14 protein-coding genes are annotated in these 15461 nt (G+C 73.3%); 6 read left to right on the top strand and 8 right to left on the bottom strand.

Features of this window, described 5'->3' with window-relative positions; genetic code table 11:
* Positions 1 to 56: 56 nt before the first annotated feature.
* Entirely contained in the window at positions 57 to 1313 is a 1257-nt protein-coding gene (locus tag V6U82_RS19685) for a hypothetical protein (protein ID WP_334463255.1), read from the top strand.
* 134 nt (positions 1314 to 1447) lie between these two features.
* Here the strand turns inward: V6U82_RS19685 and V6U82_RS19680 are convergent, their stop codons facing one another.
* The 5 genes from V6U82_RS19680 to V6U82_RS19660 form a co-directional block, all read right to left on the bottom strand.
* A complete protein-coding gene (locus V6U82_RS19680; protein ID WP_334463253.1) occupies positions 1448 to 2518 on the bottom strand; it encodes a PIN domain-containing protein in 1071 nt (356 codons plus the stop codon).
* A gap of 35 nt (positions 2519 to 2553) precedes the next feature.
* Positions 2554 to 2778, bottom strand: a complete 225-nt coding sequence (locus V6U82_RS19675; RefSeq protein WP_128138658.1) for a hypothetical protein — start codon at positions 2776 to 2778, stop codon at positions 2554 to 2556.
* A 116-nt stretch (positions 2779 to 2894) separates the two neighbouring features.
* Positions 2895 to 4484: a DHA2 family efflux MFS transporter permease subunit gene (locus V6U82_RS19670; protein WP_334463251.1), complete on the bottom strand. Its 1590-nt coding sequence runs from the start codon at positions 4482 to 4484 to the stop codon at positions 2895 to 2897.
* Positions 4485 to 4801: 317 nt separating this feature from the next.
* On the bottom strand, positions 4802 to 5449 hold the full coding sequence (locus V6U82_RS19665) for a DUF305 domain-containing protein (RefSeq protein ID WP_334463248.1): 648 nt from the start codon (positions 5447 to 5449) through the stop codon (positions 4802 to 4804).
* Complete coding sequence (locus V6U82_RS19660) at positions 5434 to 6183, bottom strand: lytic polysaccharide monooxygenase (protein WP_334463246.1); 750 nt, start codon at positions 6181 to 6183, stop codon at positions 5434 to 5436. Before V6U82_RS19660 ends, V6U82_RS19665 begins: the two co-directional genes overlap by 16 nt.
* A 245-nt stretch (positions 6184 to 6428) precedes the next feature.
* On the opposite strand from V6U82_RS19660, the gene V6U82_RS19655 reads away from it, so the two are divergent.
* A complete protein-coding gene (locus tag V6U82_RS19655) occupies positions 6429 to 8486 on the top strand; it encodes a cellulose binding domain-containing protein (RefSeq protein ID WP_334463244.1) in 2058 nt (685 codons plus the stop codon).
* 7 nt (positions 8487 to 8493) lie between these two features.
* Here the strand turns inward: V6U82_RS19655 and V6U82_RS19650 are convergent, their stop codons facing one another.
* The 3 genes from V6U82_RS19650 to V6U82_RS19640 form a co-directional block, all read right to left on the bottom strand.
* Complete coding sequence (locus V6U82_RS19650; protein ID WP_334463242.1) at positions 8494 to 9063, bottom strand: phosphatase PAP2 family protein; 570 nt, start codon at positions 9061 to 9063, stop codon at positions 8494 to 8496.
* Positions 8988 to 9341 (bottom strand): hypothetical protein, encoded by a 354-nt coding sequence (locus tag V6U82_RS19645; protein ID WP_334463241.1) that lies wholly within the window; start codon positions 9339 to 9341, stop codon positions 8988 to 8990. Before V6U82_RS19645 ends, V6U82_RS19650 begins: the two co-directional genes overlap by 76 nt.
* Before the next feature lie 74 nt (positions 9342 to 9415).
* Positions 9416 to 11053 (bottom strand): MDR family MFS transporter, encoded by a 1638-nt coding sequence (locus tag V6U82_RS19640; protein WP_128139024.1) that lies wholly within the window; start codon positions 11051 to 11053, stop codon positions 9416 to 9418.
* A gap of 121 nt (positions 11054 to 11174) precedes the next feature.
* Here V6U82_RS19640 and V6U82_RS19635 point away from each other — a divergent pair, with 121 nt between their 5' ends.
* The 4 genes from V6U82_RS19635 to V6U82_RS19620 all read left to right on the top strand — a co-directional run.
* Complete coding sequence (locus V6U82_RS19635; protein WP_334463239.1) at positions 11175 to 11765, top strand: TetR/AcrR family transcriptional regulator; 591 nt, start codon at positions 11175 to 11177, stop codon at positions 11763 to 11765.
* A gap of 86 nt (positions 11766 to 11851) precedes the next feature.
* Positions 11852 to 13183: a low temperature requirement protein A gene (locus tag V6U82_RS19630; RefSeq protein ID WP_334463237.1), complete on the top strand. Its 1332-nt coding sequence runs from the start codon at positions 11852 to 11854 to the stop codon at positions 13181 to 13183.
* Positions 13184 to 13204: 21 nt separating this feature from the next.
* On the top strand, positions 13205 to 14269 hold the full coding sequence (locus V6U82_RS19625) for an SRPBCC domain-containing protein (RefSeq protein WP_334463235.1): 1065 nt from the start codon (positions 13205 to 13207) through the stop codon (positions 14267 to 14269).
* A gap of 285 nt (positions 14270 to 14554) precedes the next feature.
* Positions 14555 to 15461 (top strand): non-reducing end alpha-L-arabinofuranosidase family hydrolase (locus V6U82_RS19620; protein WP_334463233.1); only part of this gene is annotated, 907 nt, incomplete at its 3' end.

The following is a 15461-nucleotide window of genomic DNA, read 5'->3' as shown; positions in this document are numbered from 1 at the left end:
AACGGACGATAGCCGCGCTCACGTATCCGCCTCCGGCGCAAGCCGTTGTACCAGGTGTGACGGCGAGGCGACCCGATGCGATCGGCGCTCATCCGCAGCGGCGGCTGGCCTGGGCGCGGCGCGAGAACGAGCGCCGGCGCCAGGCGTACGAGACCGCGGCGCGGATCTGGCGGCGCCGCGCCGAACACCTGGACCGGCTGTCGATGGAGGCAGCGGGCTTCCGCGGCTGCGCGCTGCCCGGCACCGCGCTTCCGGTGCCGCTGGACGACGGCGAGGTCGTCTACCGCATCCTGCCCACCGTCGACCTGGTCGAGGCAACGGCCCGGCACCTGCCCGGGCTGCCGCTGCCGGGCCGCACGCTCGTCGGCCGCCTCGACCCGGCCGACGGACCGCCACCGGCGGGACTACGCGTGGTCGAGAGCGGCTCCGCAGTGGTGACCGACCGGCGGGTGGCCTTCGCCGGGCACGACGTCCGGCGGGACTGGCCCCTGCGGGATCTCCGCGGCCTGGGCCATCACCCGGACCGTCCGGTCACGCTGCTGCACGACGCCGACGCCGGCACAGCGGCGGGCCTGCGCGTGCCGGCGCCCGGCGCGGCGAACGCCCGGTTCTACCTCACCCTGGCCCACGCCGACGCCACCGGTACGCGGCAGGCGGTCGTCGAGGACGTCGAGGCGCTGCGGTCCGCCCACCGGGCTGCCCGGCCCCGGCCACCCCGGCCGCTCGGTCCGTGGGACGCCCCGGCCGAGCGGGCGCTCCCCCAGCGGCTGGCCGCGGCGGGCGTCGCCGCGGTGGCCGTGCTGCTGGGCGTCACCTCCGCCGGCACCTGGACGGCCACCGCCGGGCAGACCGATCCGGCGGGACGCCCCGCAGCAGTTCCCGCCACGACGGCCGCGCCGTCCGTTCCTTCGACGCCGCCCGTGGCGATTCCGGTCGGGCCGTCGTCTCCCCCGGCCCCCTCGCCGACCCGGTCCGCGCCGCGGCCGGAGCGTCCCCCGAATCCGGCGACGTGGTCGGGCGGGCGAGTCCTCACCACCGCACCGCCTGTCGCCGGGCCGTCGCCGACAGGCGGTGACCGTCCACCGGCACCCGCCGAACCGTCCAGCCCTCCTGCCGACGAGGTGACGCCGGCGCCGACCGCGAGCCCGACGGGCGGCCCGGCTCCGACCGGAGAGCCCGGCCCCACCGGCGAGGCGAGCCCCACCACCTCATCCGAGCCGCCCCTGCTGGACGTCTTGGACCTGGTGGGCCTACGGCTCGGCCTGGCCGTCAGTGCCAGCACGAGAGTCCAGGTAGGCGCGGCTCTCTCCTGACCCCCTCGGGATGCTCTCCGAGGCCCTGGGCACCACGCCGTCGATCTTGCGCTTGCCGCCCCCGCAATGCCCGGATTCACCCCCGTTTGGGCGGTCCGCAAGTGCAAGATCGCGAGGGTCGGGGCGGGTGAGGGTCAGGGGGTGTGGGGGGTGAGGAGGTAGTCGCCGTCTTCGGGGCTCCAGCGCAGCTCCACCGCGCCGCCGGTCGCGGCGGCCTTGCAGAACTGGAGGAAGCTGCGGTAGCCGAGCTTCTTCTCGCTGAAGTCGGGCCAGGCCCGTCGGAGCTGGTCCTTCAGGCCGGACAGCGCCACCGCGCCGCCGTCCGCCGCGAGGTCCACCACCACGGAGCGGAGCAGCCCGAACGCGACCTCCCGGTCGCCCTGCTCGGGAAGCGACACCTCCGGGTCGCCCTTGGCGGGCCCGGCGGCCAGCTCCACCACGTTGTGCGCCGCGAGGTGACGCAGCAGTTCCCCGAAGGTACGGAAACCGTAGTCGGACTCGCTGAACGTCGGGTCCTTGCGGAGCAGCGCGCGCTTGAGCGCGGAGGCGGTCACGTCGCCGCCGGAGCTGCCCTGCATGCCGGCGACTGTCTGCACGAGCTGCACGGCGAGCGTGTCGACGTCCCGCGCCGACTCCTCCTCGGCCGCGGTCTCCACCGCCGGCTCGGGCGCCGGCTCCACCGGCGAGGGCCGGGCCGGGCGCGGCCGGCGGGCGGCCGGTGGTGGTACGTCGACGCCTTCGAGGCGGTCGTAGTAGAGGAACTCGTCGCAGGCCGGCGGCAGCAGCGCGGAGGTGGACTTCTCCACCCCGACGCCGATCACCCGCTTGTTGAGTTCGCGCAGCTTGTGCACCAGCGGGGTGAAGTCGCTGTCCCCGGTGCAGATCACGAACGTGGAGATGTAGCCGCGCTCGAACGCCAGCTCGACCGCGTCCACAGCCATCTTGATGTCGGCCGCGTTCTTGCGCGAGGCGCCCATCCGCTGCGGTATCTCGATCAGCTCGACGTGCGAGCGGGTGAGCATCCGCCGGTCCTCGTCGAAGTACGACCAGTCGGCGTACGCGCGGCGCACCACCACGCGCCCCCGTTCGGCGAGCGCGTCGGCGATCGGCCGGAAGTCGAACGGCCGGCCACCGTGATGGTCCCGTACGCCCAGGGCCAGGTTCTCGTAGTCGAGGAACAGCGCGATCCGGTCTTCGTGATCCACACTGGCAGCCTAGCCCGGCCGGACCGCCGGGCCGGTCAGCGCCGCTCGTCCCGGTAGACGGTCTCGCGGCGGGCCACCCGCTGGATCGCGTAGCTGGTGACGAGCAGCAGCAGCGCGAGCACCACCTCGACGCCGGCGACGGTGCCGGTGGCGACGGTGAGGCCGAGCAGCAGCAGGATCAGCCCGACGACGGCGAGCAGACCCGCCAGCAGCAGCCGGTTACGCCGTCGCGCCGACCGCTGCGCGTCGTGTGCGCTCACGCTGGCCGCCTTCCTCCGGTTCCGTCTCCGATCCTAGGCGCAGGCCGGCGCCGGGGTGGCGGATCAAGAAGCCGGGGCCGGACGCATGTGCGTCCGGCCCCGGGTCACGGCGGCGGTCAGTGGATCGGGACCGGCACCGGACGCTTGTCGTCGCCCGTGTCGCCGTCGAGCAGGTGCGAGGGCTCCCGGCGGCGGGGCAGGAACGCCGCGGGGATGAAGGTCAGCAGCACCAGACCGAAGGCGACCCAGAACGTGGTGGAGAAGGAGTTCGCCGCGAAGTCGAGCCCGCGCTCGATCAGTGACGGCGGCACCGGGAACTGCTGGGTCAGCTCGGGCTGCTGCTGCGAGGCGATGGCGAGCTGGGCCTCGGTCAGCGGGGCGCCGGTGGCCGGATCGGTCACGCCGGGGATCGGCCGCGAGCCGTTCAGCTCGCTGGTGAGGATGACCGACATGACCGCGGCGCCCACCGAACCGCCGATCTGCTGGAGGATGTTGACGAGCGTGGAACCGCGCGCCACCTCCGCCGCGCTGAGCGTCTTCAGCGCCGAGGTCATGATCGGCATCATCGTGCCGCCCATGCCGAGGCCCATCACGAACAGCGAGCCGCAGAGCAGCCAGTACGACGTGTCGGTGCCGAGCTGGGTGAAGGTGAGGAACCCGGCCGCGATGAGCACGAGCGCGAACGGCACCGTCCGGCCGACCGGCACGCGGTCGGCGAGCATGCCGGCGATCGGCATGGTCAGCATCGCGCCGATGCCCTGCGGCGCGATCAGCAGGCCCGCGGTCAGCGTCGACTCGCCGCGCACCTGGAGGAAGTAGCTCGGGAACAGCAGGCCCGCGCCCATGAACGCGATGATGAACACGAACATGGTGACAGTGGCGATGGTCAGGTTGCGGTTGCGGAGCAGCCGCAGGTCGAGCAGCGGGTGCCGGGGCCGGAACGAGTAGAGCACGAAGGCGATCACGAGCGCGCCGCCGACGAGCATCGGCAGCCAGACCTTGGTGTCGGCGACGGTGCCGGTCTCGGGCAGCGTGGAGATGCCGTAGAGGAACAGCGCGAGACCCGGCGACAGCATGAGCATGCCGAGGAAGTCGAACGACTCGGACGGCTCGGCGTTGTCCTTGGGCAGTGCGAGCTGGGCGTAGATCAGGGCGACCAGCCCGATCGGCAGGTTGATCAGGAAGATCCAGTGCCAGCTCGCGACGTCGATCAGCCAGCCGCCGAGGATCGGGCCGGTGATCGGGCCGAGCAGCATCGGGATGCCGAGCACGGCCATCAGGCGGCCGATGCGGTGCGGGCCGGCGGCCCGCGTCATGATCGTCATGCCGAGCGGCATGAGCATGCCGCCGCCGAGGCCCTGGATCACCCGCCAGGCGATCAGCTCGCCGATCGAGTCGGCCGTGGCGCACAGCCCGGAGCCGATGGTGAACAGCGCCAGCGCCACCATGTAGAGGCGTTTCGTGCCGAACCGGTCGGCGGCCCAGCCGCTGAGCGGGATCACCGTGGCGAGCGCGAGCGTGTAGCCGGTCATGGTCCACGCGACGCGGGCGTACGTGGCGTCGAACTCGCTCTGGAACGTCGGCAGCGCCACGCTGACGACTGTCACGTCGAGGATCGACATGATCGCACCGAGCACGACGACGCCGGCCACCTTGAGTACGGCGGCGTCGAGTTTCGTCGACGTCGCTACGGGTTGCTGGGTCACTGACGGTCTCCTGGATCCGGTCCGGCACTGGGAGGCGGTGGCGGCGCCGCGCGCCGTCTGCGGAGCGCGGGCGGAACGCGCGGCGGGGCGGCGTCCGGGCGACAGCGTAGCCATGACCTGGGACGAGACGCGGCCGGTTTTGCCGACGGGCGAACCGCACCGGCGCGGCAGAGAGCCCCGCCACCGGCTCGGGAGCGGTCCGGCGGCTCACGGAAAGGGCTGGTGCGCGCCGATTCGCCGGCCTTGTCGGGGCGTGGCCGGCGGGCGTGACCGTGACGAAGGTCATGCCCCACACCGCCACCTCGCGAGCCCGCCGCTCAGCCGAGCCCGGCCATCAGGTCGATCTCGGCCGTACGCGAGCGGTCGATGCGGCGGGCGAGGTCGCGTACCCGCTCGCTCGTCCCGGCGGCGACCTGGGCGCGGGCCAGGTCGGCGGCGGTGCGCTGGTGCCGGCTGAGCACGTCGAGCAGCACCCGGTCGGCGTCGGCGGGCGCGGCGGCGCGCAGCCGCGCCAGTCCGGCGGCGGCGTCGCTGTGGCCGGAGTGGTCGTGCCGGGCGGCCGCGGCGGCGGCTGACGGGCCGGCCTCGCCCAGCCATCGCCGCATGGTGGCCAGTTCGTCGGTCTCGGTGGCGCGGACGGCGGCGATCAGTGTGCGGATCCGCGGGTCGGTGGCGCGGTCGAGGCCGAGCGCGACGATCTGCAGCGTCTGCTCGGTGTGCGCCACCATCATGGCCAGGAACAGCGCGTCGATCCCGCTGGTCGTGGCGTCCGCCCCGGCGGGGACCGAGGCCGTGGCGGACGGGACCGGCCGGGACGGGTCGGCGGCGGGCGGCCCGCCGCACCCGGTCAGGGTCAGCACCACCCCGAGCAGCGCCGCGACCGGCCGGGCGGCGGCGGACGCGCGGCGGAGCCGGGGACCGGCCGGCTCCGCCGCGCGGGTACGCCGGCTCAGATCTGCTGCCACAGCGCCGGTACGTTCGGCGGCTCCCAGCCGGCGATCGCGGTGTGCGCCTGGCGGCAGCGGTAGCTGCGGCCGTCGTAGGTGACCGTGTCACCGACCTGGTACGCCCGCCCGGCGGTCCAGGTGCCGCCCGGCGCCGGGGTGCTGGTCCGGGTGGGCGTGGGCGAGGGCGCGGGGGTGGTGGGGGCCGCCGTCGGCGTGGGTGACGGGGTCGGGTTGCCGCCTCCGCCGCCGATCTGGAGGTCGACGCAGGAGTAGAACGCGTTGGCGGTGTCGGAGATGTTCCAGATGGCGAGCAGCTTCTGCCGGCCGGAGAAGCCGCCGAGGTTGACGGTGTGCGACACGGTCGCGCCGGGCTGGCGGCCGCCGCCGTCGACCACGGCGACCCGGGTGCCGCCGATCCAGTACTCCCAGTTTGCGGTGGCGTGCCGGGCGGTGTTGACCCAGGTGAACGTGGCGCTGCTGCCGACCGAGGTGGCGGGCCAGTTGCGGCTGTCGTCGTTGAGGACCGCGAACTGGGCGATGCCGGCGTGGCAGCTCCGCAGGCCCTTGGGGCCCTCGACGCTCTGCGGCTCGTACTTGATCTGGCCGCAGTCGGGCACCCGGTTCTGCGCGCAGAGCGCCTGGCGGCTGGGCGGCGAGGAGACGTAGCCGTGGGCCTGCGCGGGCGCGGCGAGCGCCAGCGTGCCGGTGACGGCACCGGCGGTGAGCAGCGGGAGGGTGATTCTTCGGCGCATGGGGGCAACTCCTTCGGGGGAAACGGAAGGTGCCACGAACATAAATTAAACATTCTTAACAGTAAAGACTCCTGTCTATAAATTAAGCCCTGCACGCCCACCGCCGGGCGTATGATCCTGATCGATGGCTCACCGCGCGGAGCCGATCGTCGTTCGTGGGCATCCCGCCGCCGCCCGGCGCCGGGAGGACGACGCAGACCCGGGCATCGCCCCCGTCGTCCCACTCCCCCGAAGGACATCCCCGGATGAGAAGAACCACCGCGTTCGCGGCCGGCCTGCTGCTGCTCGCCACCGCGCTCGGCACCGCCGGCGGGCCGGTCGCCGCCGCCGACCCCACCGACCCGGTCACCGTCACCGTGAACACCAGAGCCGGGCTGGCCACCGTCCCGGCCACCGCGCTGGGCGTCAACCACGCCATCTGGGACGCGCAACTCGGCAGCGCCGAGACGTCCGACCTGCTCAAGGCCGCGGGCGTGAAGATGCTGCGCTACCCCGGAGGCTCGTACGCCGACATCTACCACTGGGAGACGCACACCGCGCCCGGCGGCTACGTCGCGCCGAACACCGACTTCGACACCTTCATGGCCGGCGCCCGCCGCGTCGGAGCCGAGCCGATGATCATCGCGAACTACGGCACCGGCACGCCCGCCGAGGCGGCGGCCTGGGTCCGCTACGCCAACGTCACCAAGGGCTACGGCGCGAAGTGGTGGACCGTCGGCAACGAGAACTACGGCAACGGCCACTACGGCTCCGCCTGGGAGGCCGACGACCACCCGGACAAGAGCGCGAGCCAGTACGCGCGGCTGGTGATCGAGTACGCCGACGCGATGAAGGCGGTCGACCCGAGCATCAAGGTCGGCGCCGTGCTCACCATGCCCGGCAACTGGCCGGACGGCATCACCGCCGGGTCCGACCCGGGGCCGTGGAACCAGACCGTGCTCTCCCTCGCCGGCCCGAAGATCGACTTCGTGGACGTGCACTGGTACCCGGGCGGCGGCGCCGCCGACTCGCTGGCCCGCACCAGCCACCTGCCGGACGCGGCCTGGCTGCTGCGCCAGCAGATCGCCCGGTACGCCGGTCCCGGCGCGGACCGGATCGGGATCAGCTTCACCGAGCTGAACGTGGACGCCGGCCGCACCACCGCGCCCGGCGCGCTGTTCCTCGCCGACGCCTACAGCGGCCTGCTGGAGCAGGGCGTGTTCACGGTGCAGTGGTGGAACGTGCACAACGGCATCGGCACCGTCTCCGAGGTGGCCGGGCAGACCGACTACGGCGACTTCGGGCTGCTGTCCAGCGGCAACTGCACGAGTGACGGCGAGGTGTGCCAGCCGGCGTTCAACACCCCGTTCGCGCCGTACCACGCGCTGTCCATGATGAGCCTGTTCGCCCGGCCCGGTGACCAGCTCGTCCGCGCCGGTACCGACCAGCCGCTGGTCGCCGCGCACGCGGTCCGCCGGCCGGACGGCAGCGTCGCGGTCCTGCTGCTCAACAAGGACCCGGACACCGCCTACCCGGTGGCGCTCGACTACGCCGGGTTCACCCCGGCCGACGAGGCGCCGACCGTGCACACGTTCGCCAACGGCGCGACCGGGATCAGCACCGCCCGCTCGGGCGACGCGACCGCGCGGACGCTGCCGCCGTACTCGCTCACCACGCTCGTGCTGCGACCGGCCGGCAGCTCCGCCGGGCGGCCCGGCGCCCCCGGCCGGCCGGCGGCGAGCGCGGTGACCGACCGCGCGGCGACCATCTCCTGGCCGGCGGCCACGCCGGGCGCGGCCCCGATCGCCAAGTACGAGGTGCACCGCCAGTACGGCGCGGTGAGCGAGCAGCTCGGCGAGACCGCCGGCACGTCGCTGACAGTGGGCAACCTCGAACCGGGCGCCCGCTACACGGTCAACGTGCTGGCGCGGGACACCGCCGGGCGGGTCTCGTGGTCGTCCCTGCCGCTGACGTTCGCCACCGGCAGTCCGGCCGAGAGCTCCTGCGCGGTGCGGTTCGACGCCGACAACGACTGGGGCAACGGGTACGTTGCGAACGTCGAGGTGGTCAACACGGGCGCGAAGGCCGTCGACGGCTGGACGCTCACCTGGACCTGGCCGACCGCCTGGCAGCAGGTGAGCAGCGGGTGGAGCGCCACCTGGGACCAGCAGGGCCGCGACGTCCGGGTGACGCCCACCGCCGACAACCGGCGGCTCGCTGCCGACGGCGGGAGCACGACAGTGGGCTTCGTCGGCGCGTACAGCGGGCCGAACGTGCCGCCGGGGGCGTTCCGCCTCAACGGCACGGTCTGCACGCTGCGCTGAGCGGCGGTCAGCCCCGGCCGGGTGGCCGCAGTCGCACGTCGGCCGCCGCCGGGACCTTCGGGTTCCGGCGTCGGCCGGCCCGGCGCGGCGCCGGCACCACGTGCGGGCGCACCGGTCCGGCCGGCGACACCGGCACGGGCAGCTCCGGCGCGGGCCGCGGCAGCACGGCCAGGATCGCCACGAGAAGCGCCACCGCGACGACGCCGTCGAGCCAGTAGTGGTTTCCGGTGACCACCACCACGAGCGCGGTCACCAGTGGATGGAGCAGCCAGAGCCGGCGCAGCCGCCCGGGTGTGACCGCCGTCAGCGCCAGCGCGATCGCCAGCGCCCAGCCCACGTGCAGCGACGGCATGGCCGCGTACTGGTTGCTGAGCTGGTCGGTGCCGGGCGGCCCGTAGACGCTCGGGCCGAACCGGGTGCCGGTGTCGACCAGCCCGGTGAGCGCGGTCAGCCGCGGCGGCGCGAGCGGGACGCACACGTGCAGCACCAGCGCCACCGCGGTCAGCGCCGCCAGGGCCCGCCGCAGCCGCACGTAGTGGGCCGGGCGGCGCAGCCAGAGCCAGACCAGGCAGAGCACGGTGGCCGGGAAGTGCAGTAGGCGTAGTAGGAGTTGGCCAGCCGCACCAGCAGCTCGTGCGACAGCAGCGGCCCCTGCACGACCGTCTCGTCGGGCAGGCGCAGCAGCCGCTCCAGCCGCCAGACCCACTCGCCGTTGGCCAGGGCCACGTCGGCGTGCCCGGCGACCACCTGCCGGCCCGCCTTGTAGGCCAGGAAGAGCACGGCGACGAGCGCCAGCTCGCGCGCGGCCCGCTGCCATGCGGCGAGGTGGGCGGGCGCGGTCCGCGTGACGTCCACGGCTCCTCCTTCGGTTTCGTCCCGCACGGATCAGGGCCGCCGCCGGGGTCGGCGACGGCCCTGGGGGTACGGGCTCAGCGGCGGGCGCGTTCCTCCCGGCCGGCCGAGTCCACGCTCACCTCGTCGAAGGCGGGCGCGCCGTCGACGGCGTCCGCCCCCACCGCCACCGAACGGCCGGTGTCCGGCAGGTCGAGGCTGGAACGCAGGGTGACCGGGCGCAGCAGCAGCGCCGCAACGATACCCACCACCGCGATGGCGGCCGAGATCAGGAAGATGTGCCCCGTTGCGTCCCCGTACGCGGCCCGCACGATCTGCCGGACCGGCTCGGGCAGCGCGTCGAGGTTGAGCGTGCTGCCGCCTCCGCCGGAGGTGGGGATGCCGGCCGCGGCGAGGTCGCCTGTGATCCGGTCGGTGACCCGCCGGGCCAGCACCGCGCCGAGCACGGACACGCCGATGGTGCCGCCGAGCGAGCGGAAGAACGCGACGCTGGCACTGGCCGCGCCGATGTCCTTGAGCGCGACGCTGTTCTGCACGGCGAGCACCAGGTTCTGCATGGTCATGCCGACGCCGACGCCGACGATGAACATGGCGAGGCCGACGAAGACCAGCGACGTCTCGTGGTCGATGGTGCCGAGCATGGCGAACCCGATGACCAGCACGACGGAGCCGAACACGATGTAGGGCTTGATCTTCCCGGTGGCGGTGATCATCCGGCCGGCCACGATCGAGGAGATCAGCACACCGGCCATCATCGGGATGGTGAGCAGGCCGGCCTCGGTCGGGCTGTAGCCGCGGCCGATCTGGAAGTACTGGCCGAGGAAGACCGCGCCGCCGAACATGGCCATGCCGACCGCGAGGCTGCCCAGGATCGCCAGCGCGGTGGTGCGCTCGCGGACGATGTGCAGCGGCACCACCGGCTCGGCGGCCCGTGCCTCCACCCAGACGGCGAGCGCGAGCAGCAGCACCGAGCCGCCGACCATGGCGCCGGTCTGCCAGGAGACCCAGGCGAACGAGTCGTCGACGAACGAGATCCAGATCAGCAGCACGCTGACGCCGGCGGCGATGAGCGTGGCGCCCAGGTAGTCGATCTTGACGTTCTCCCGGCGCACGGTGGGCAGGTTCAGGGTGATCTGCAGCAGGAACAGCGCGACGGCCGCGACCGGCACGCCGACGAAGAAGCACCAGCGCCAGCCGAGCCAGGACGTGTCCACGATGAGGCCGCCCAGCAGCGGGCCGCCGACGGTCGCCAGCGCCATCACGCCGCCCAGGTAGCCGTTGTAGCGGCCCCGCTCACGCGGCGGGATCATGGCCGCGATGGCGACCTGGACCAGCGCCTGGAGACCGCCGACGCCGATGCCCTGGAACGCGCGCGCGGCGATGAGCTGCCCGGCGCTCTGCGCGAAGCCGGCCGCGACCGACCCGACCAGGAACACCACGATGGCGACCTGGATCAGCAGCTTCTTGTTGAACAGGTCGGCCAGCTTGCCCCAGATCGGCGTGGTCGCGGTGGCGGTGAGCAGGGTGGCGGTGACCACCCAGGTGTACTGCGTCTGCGAGCCGTTGAGCGCTCCGATGATCTTCGGCAGGGCCGTCGAGACCACGGTGCTGCTCAGCATGGCCACGAAGAGCACCAGCAGCAGACCGCTGAGCGCCTCCAGCGTCTTCCGCTTGCTCATGGGGGCGGCCTCAGCCGTCGCGGTGGGTGCGCTCATGCGCGCGTCCTCCAGGTGTGTCGATACGGGGTGGCCGCTTCGTTGCCTCAAGCAATCAACACTAAACCTTGCCCGGCAGGCAAGTTTGCCCATTGAGAAATGGGTCACCTACGCTTGGCCCATGGAGGAGTGCACCGGGCTGCGGGAGCGGAAGAAGGCGGCCACCCGCCTGGCCCTGCACGAGGCGGCGCTGTCCCTCGCCGTCGAGCACGGCCCCGACCGGATCACCGTCGAGGCGATCGCCGACGCCGCGAACGTCTCCCGGCGGACGTTCTCCAACTACTTCGGCGGCAAGGAGGAGGCCCTCTTCCACGGCGACACGGTACGGCTGCGCCGGCTCCTCACGCTGGTGGCGGCACAGCCGGCCGAGCTGTCGCCGTGGGCGGCGCTGACCCGGGCCGCCCTGGCCCAGGCCGAGGACGGCTACGACGACCCGGCCGAGCCCTGGCTCAACCGGCGCCGCCGGCTGCACGGCCACCCGAGCCTGGCCGCGCACCAGGTCGGCGCGTACGCGGCCCTGGAGCGGGAGATGGCCGCGGAGCTGGCCCGCCGGCTGACCGGACCCGGCGCGGCGCTGCGGGCCCGGATCGTCGCCGCGACGTTCCTCGCGTCCCTGCGGATCGCCGCGCACGAGTGGCTGGAGCACCCCGGGCGGTCGCTGCGCGACGTGCTGAGCGACGTGCTCGCCCACGCCGCCCCGGCGGCCGGCTGAGCGCTTCCCGGCCGCCCCCGCGTCGGACCGGTGGAATGGCCGGCGAAAGCGACACCCGGCCCGAACTGGGCTGACACACTCACCCGGTGGGTGGCGACCGGTGGCGCAAGGGACTCGGGCCGGCGACCGGCGTCGCTCCCGCCACCCGGGTCGACCGGTTCGAGATCTTCTTCGACCTCGTCTTCGTGGTGTCCTTCTTCATCATCACCCGCGCCACCGCCGCGAACGTGACCCCCGGGGAACTGCTGCACGCGCTGCTGGTGCTCGCCGTGCTCTGGTGGTGCTGGGTGGTGCACAGCGCGGTCGCCGCCCGGCTGCGCCTCGGCGAGGGCTTCGTGCCGATCCTCATGGTGGTCGGCATGGTCGCGCTGTTCACGTTCGCGCTCGCGCTGCCGCAGACGTTCGGCGACCTGGACAAGGGCAGCGCCGGGCCGATCCTGGTCACGATCAGCTACGTGGTGATCCGGCTCGTGCACACCGCCCTGTACTGGTACGCCACGAGCGACGATCCACCGGCCCGGCGCAAGCTGCGGCTGTTCCTGCCCGAGGCGATGGTCACCGCTTCCCTGCTGCTGGTGGCGGCGCTGCTGCCGCCGCGCGTACCCCCGGAGGTCGGCCCGTGGCTGCGCGACGGGCTGTGGATCGCGGTGGTGGCCATCCAGTACAGCAGCGGCCTGCTGGCCGGCACCGACGGCTGGAAGATCACCTCGGCGGAGCACTGGACCGAACGGTACGACCTGATCCTCATCATCGCGCTCGGCGAGTCGGTCATCTCGGTCGGCGTCGGCGGCAACCTGCTCGGCCAGGCCGTGACCTGGCCGGCGATCCCGGCGGCGATCTTCGGCATCCTGTTCACCGCGGCGCTCTGGTGGGCGCACTTCGACATGATCGGCCCGGCCGCCCGGATCGCGCTGCACGCCGCCCGGGGCCACGCGCGGGTGACGCTGGCCCGCGACGCGTACGCCTACCTCTACCTGCCGATGATCGCCGGGGTGATCCTGTTCGCGATCGGCGCCGAGGAACTGGTCCGCATCGTCACCGACCCGGTCGGCGGCACGATGGAACGCGGCCATGGGCCTGCGGTGCCGCTGCTCTTCGGCGGCGTGCTCGTCTACCTCGCCGCCAACATGGCGTTCCAGTGGCGCGCGCTGCGGACGCTGTCCTGGACCCGGGTCGGCGCCCTGGTCCTGCTCGCGGCGGCGCTGCCGGTCGGCCGGCACCTGCCGGCACTCGGCGCGCTGGGCCTGCTCACCGCTATCTGCGTGGCCCTGGTGGCGGCCGAGCTGGTGATCTTCGCGGACTCCCGGGTCGCGTTGCGCCGGCTGATGCACGAGGAGAAGGCCAGCGCCGAGGAGAACGAGGCCGCCTGGCGGGCCCGCTGGCGCGACGGCGGCGACAGTGCCCCGCACCGACCTTGACACAGGCCCTAGAGTCTCCGCGTGATCGAGATCGTCACCGAGGTCGACCTGTTCCACCCGCCCGCCCGGATCTGGCGGGCGCTCACGGAACGCGCGCTGCTGGCCAAGTGGTTCGCCGACAGCGCGCCCGGGTCCGACCGGTGGATCCTGGCCACCGCCGCGCTGCCCGGCTACGACGGCGACACGGAGGTGGAGACCGTCGAGCTGCGCGCGCCGGACCGGCTGGTGGTCCGGTGCCGGGAGGCCGGCCGGGCCACCCGGCTCGCCTGCGACCTGACCACCACCGCGCACGGCACCCGGCTGTCCGTCCGCGAGGTCCTCGAAGAGGGCGACTGGGACGCCGACGCCCGCGCCGAGCAGCACGAGCAGGCCGTGACCGGACGGCTGCCGGCGATCCTCGACTGGCTGGCGTTCCAGAACGTCGACCTGCGCCGCGCCGAGGGCGGACTGACCGCCGAGCTGCCTGTGGTCCGGCTGCTCGGCGACGACCAGCGCCGGCCCGGGCGGCGCCGGGTGCTGCTGGCGGCCGGCGCGGTGACGCTGATCGCCGCCGCCGCCGGGGCGACGGTGTGGGCCACCGCCGGCGAGCCGCCCGCGCCGGCCGCGCCGACGCCCACGACGTCGCTGGTCATGCCGTCCAGCGCCACGCCGTCGGCCCGGCCCACGACCGCGCGGCCGACACCCAGTGCCAGCCGCCGCAGCGCGTCGCCCTCGCCGACGCCGTCACCCACTCCCAGCCGTACGCCGAGCCCGTCGCCCTCGACGGTGGTGGCCGCGCCGCTGACCGCCACCTACGAGACGGTCACCGACCGGGTCTTCGGCTACCGGGGCGAGGTGGTGCTGCGCAACCCCGGCCCGGCACCCCGTCCGACCTGGACGGTCACCGTGACGCTGCATGACGGCGCCACAGTGGGCAGTGTGAGTGGAGCCGAGGCCACACAGGACGGCGCAGTGGTCACGTTCACCGGGAGCGTGTTGCCGGGCGGCGAGTCCGCCACCATCCGCTTCGACGTCCGCGACCCCGACCCCTCGCACAACGCCCCCGCGGCCTGCACCACCGAGAACACTCCCTGCACCCCCGCCTGACCCCCCGCCCTCCCTCCCACCCGCCCGCCCCACCCCACCCCACCCCGCCCCGCCCCGCCCCGCCGATCATGAAGTTGGACCGCGGATTTGTCCGCATTGAGTACGGCCAACTTCATGATCGGCGCATGCGGGCGGGCGGGGTGAGGGGGATGGTGCGGTGGGTGCGGAAATGGGTTGTTGAGTGCGTGGGAGCGCTCCCGTAACATCCCTGACGCGGCTGTTAACGCTCACAACACAATCGCCACCGCCAATGCCAGAGCCGCCGCCCCCGCAGGAGGTCAATCCATGTCCAGATCCAGGCCAGTCAATGCCATATTGGCGTCGGCCGGTGCCGCGCTGCTCGCGTCGGCGTCGGTCGCCGTGGCGCTGCCCGCCGGGGCCGCCGCCGCGGGCTGCTCGGTCAACTACGCGATCTCGTCGCAGTGGCAGGGCGGCTTCGGCGCCAACGTCACCGTCACGAACCTCGGCGACCCGGTGTCGAGCTGGACGCTGACGTGGTCGTTCGGCGCCGGGCAGACGGTGACCCAGTCGTGGAACACCAGCCTGACCCAGAGCGGAGCTGCGGTCACCGCGCGCAACGTCGACTACAACGGGTCGATCCCGACGAACGGCACCACGTCGTTCGGCTTCAACGGCTCCTGGACCGGCAGCAACCCGGTGCCGACCAGCTTCGCGCTCAACGGGGTGACCTGCACCGGCGGCACCACCACGCCGACCAGCGGCCCGACCGGCGCACCCACCACCGCGCCACCCACCACGGCGCCGCCGACCACCGCACCGCCCACGACGCCGCCGCCGGGCAACACGTGCAGCCTGCCGTCGTCGTACCGGTGGTCGTCGACCGGCGCGTTGGCGCAGCCGCGCTCGGGCTGGGTGTCGCTCAAGGACTTCACAGTGGTGCCCTACAACGGGCAACACCTGGTCTACGCCACCACGCACGACACCGGCACGAGGTGGGGGTCGATGAACTTCGGCCTGTTCTCGAACTGGTCGCAGATGGCCTCCGCCAGCCAGAACGCGATGTCCTCCGGCACCGTCGCGCCCACCCTGTTCTACTTCGCGCCCCGCAACATCTGGGTCCTGGCCTACCAGTGGGGACCGACCGCCTTCTCCTATCGCACGTCGAACGACCCGACGAACCCGAACGGGTGGTCGTCGGCGCAGCCGCTGTTCACCGGCAGCATCTCCGGCT

Source organism: Micromonospora sp. CPCC 205554 (genome assembly GCF_036902745.1).
GTDB lineage: Bacteria > Actinomycetota > Actinomycetes > Mycobacteriales > Micromonosporaceae > Micromonospora > Micromonospora tulbaghiae.
The sequence above is the reverse complement of the archived record's forward strand: the minus strand, read 5'-3'. Positions and strand labels throughout refer to the sequence as shown.

Excerpts from the sequence above, each read along its gene's own strand:
- V6U82_RS19660 (WP_334463246.1), bottom strand. The coding sequence starts at position 6,183 with ATGCGCCGAAGAATCACCCTCCCGCTGCTCACCGCCGGTGCCGTCACC.
- V6U82_RS19655 (WP_334463244.1), top strand. The coding sequence starts at position 6,429 with ATGAGAAGAACCACCGCGTTCGCGGCCGGCCTGCTGCTGCTCGCCACC.
- V6U82_RS19640 (WP_128139024.1), bottom strand. The coding sequence starts at position 11,053 with ATGAGCGCACCCACCGCGACGGCTGAGGCCGCCCCCATGAGCAAGCGG.
- V6U82_RS19635 (WP_334463239.1), top strand. The coding sequence starts at position 11,175 with ATGGAGGAGTGCACCGGGCTGCGGGAGCGGAAGAAGGCGGCCACCCGC.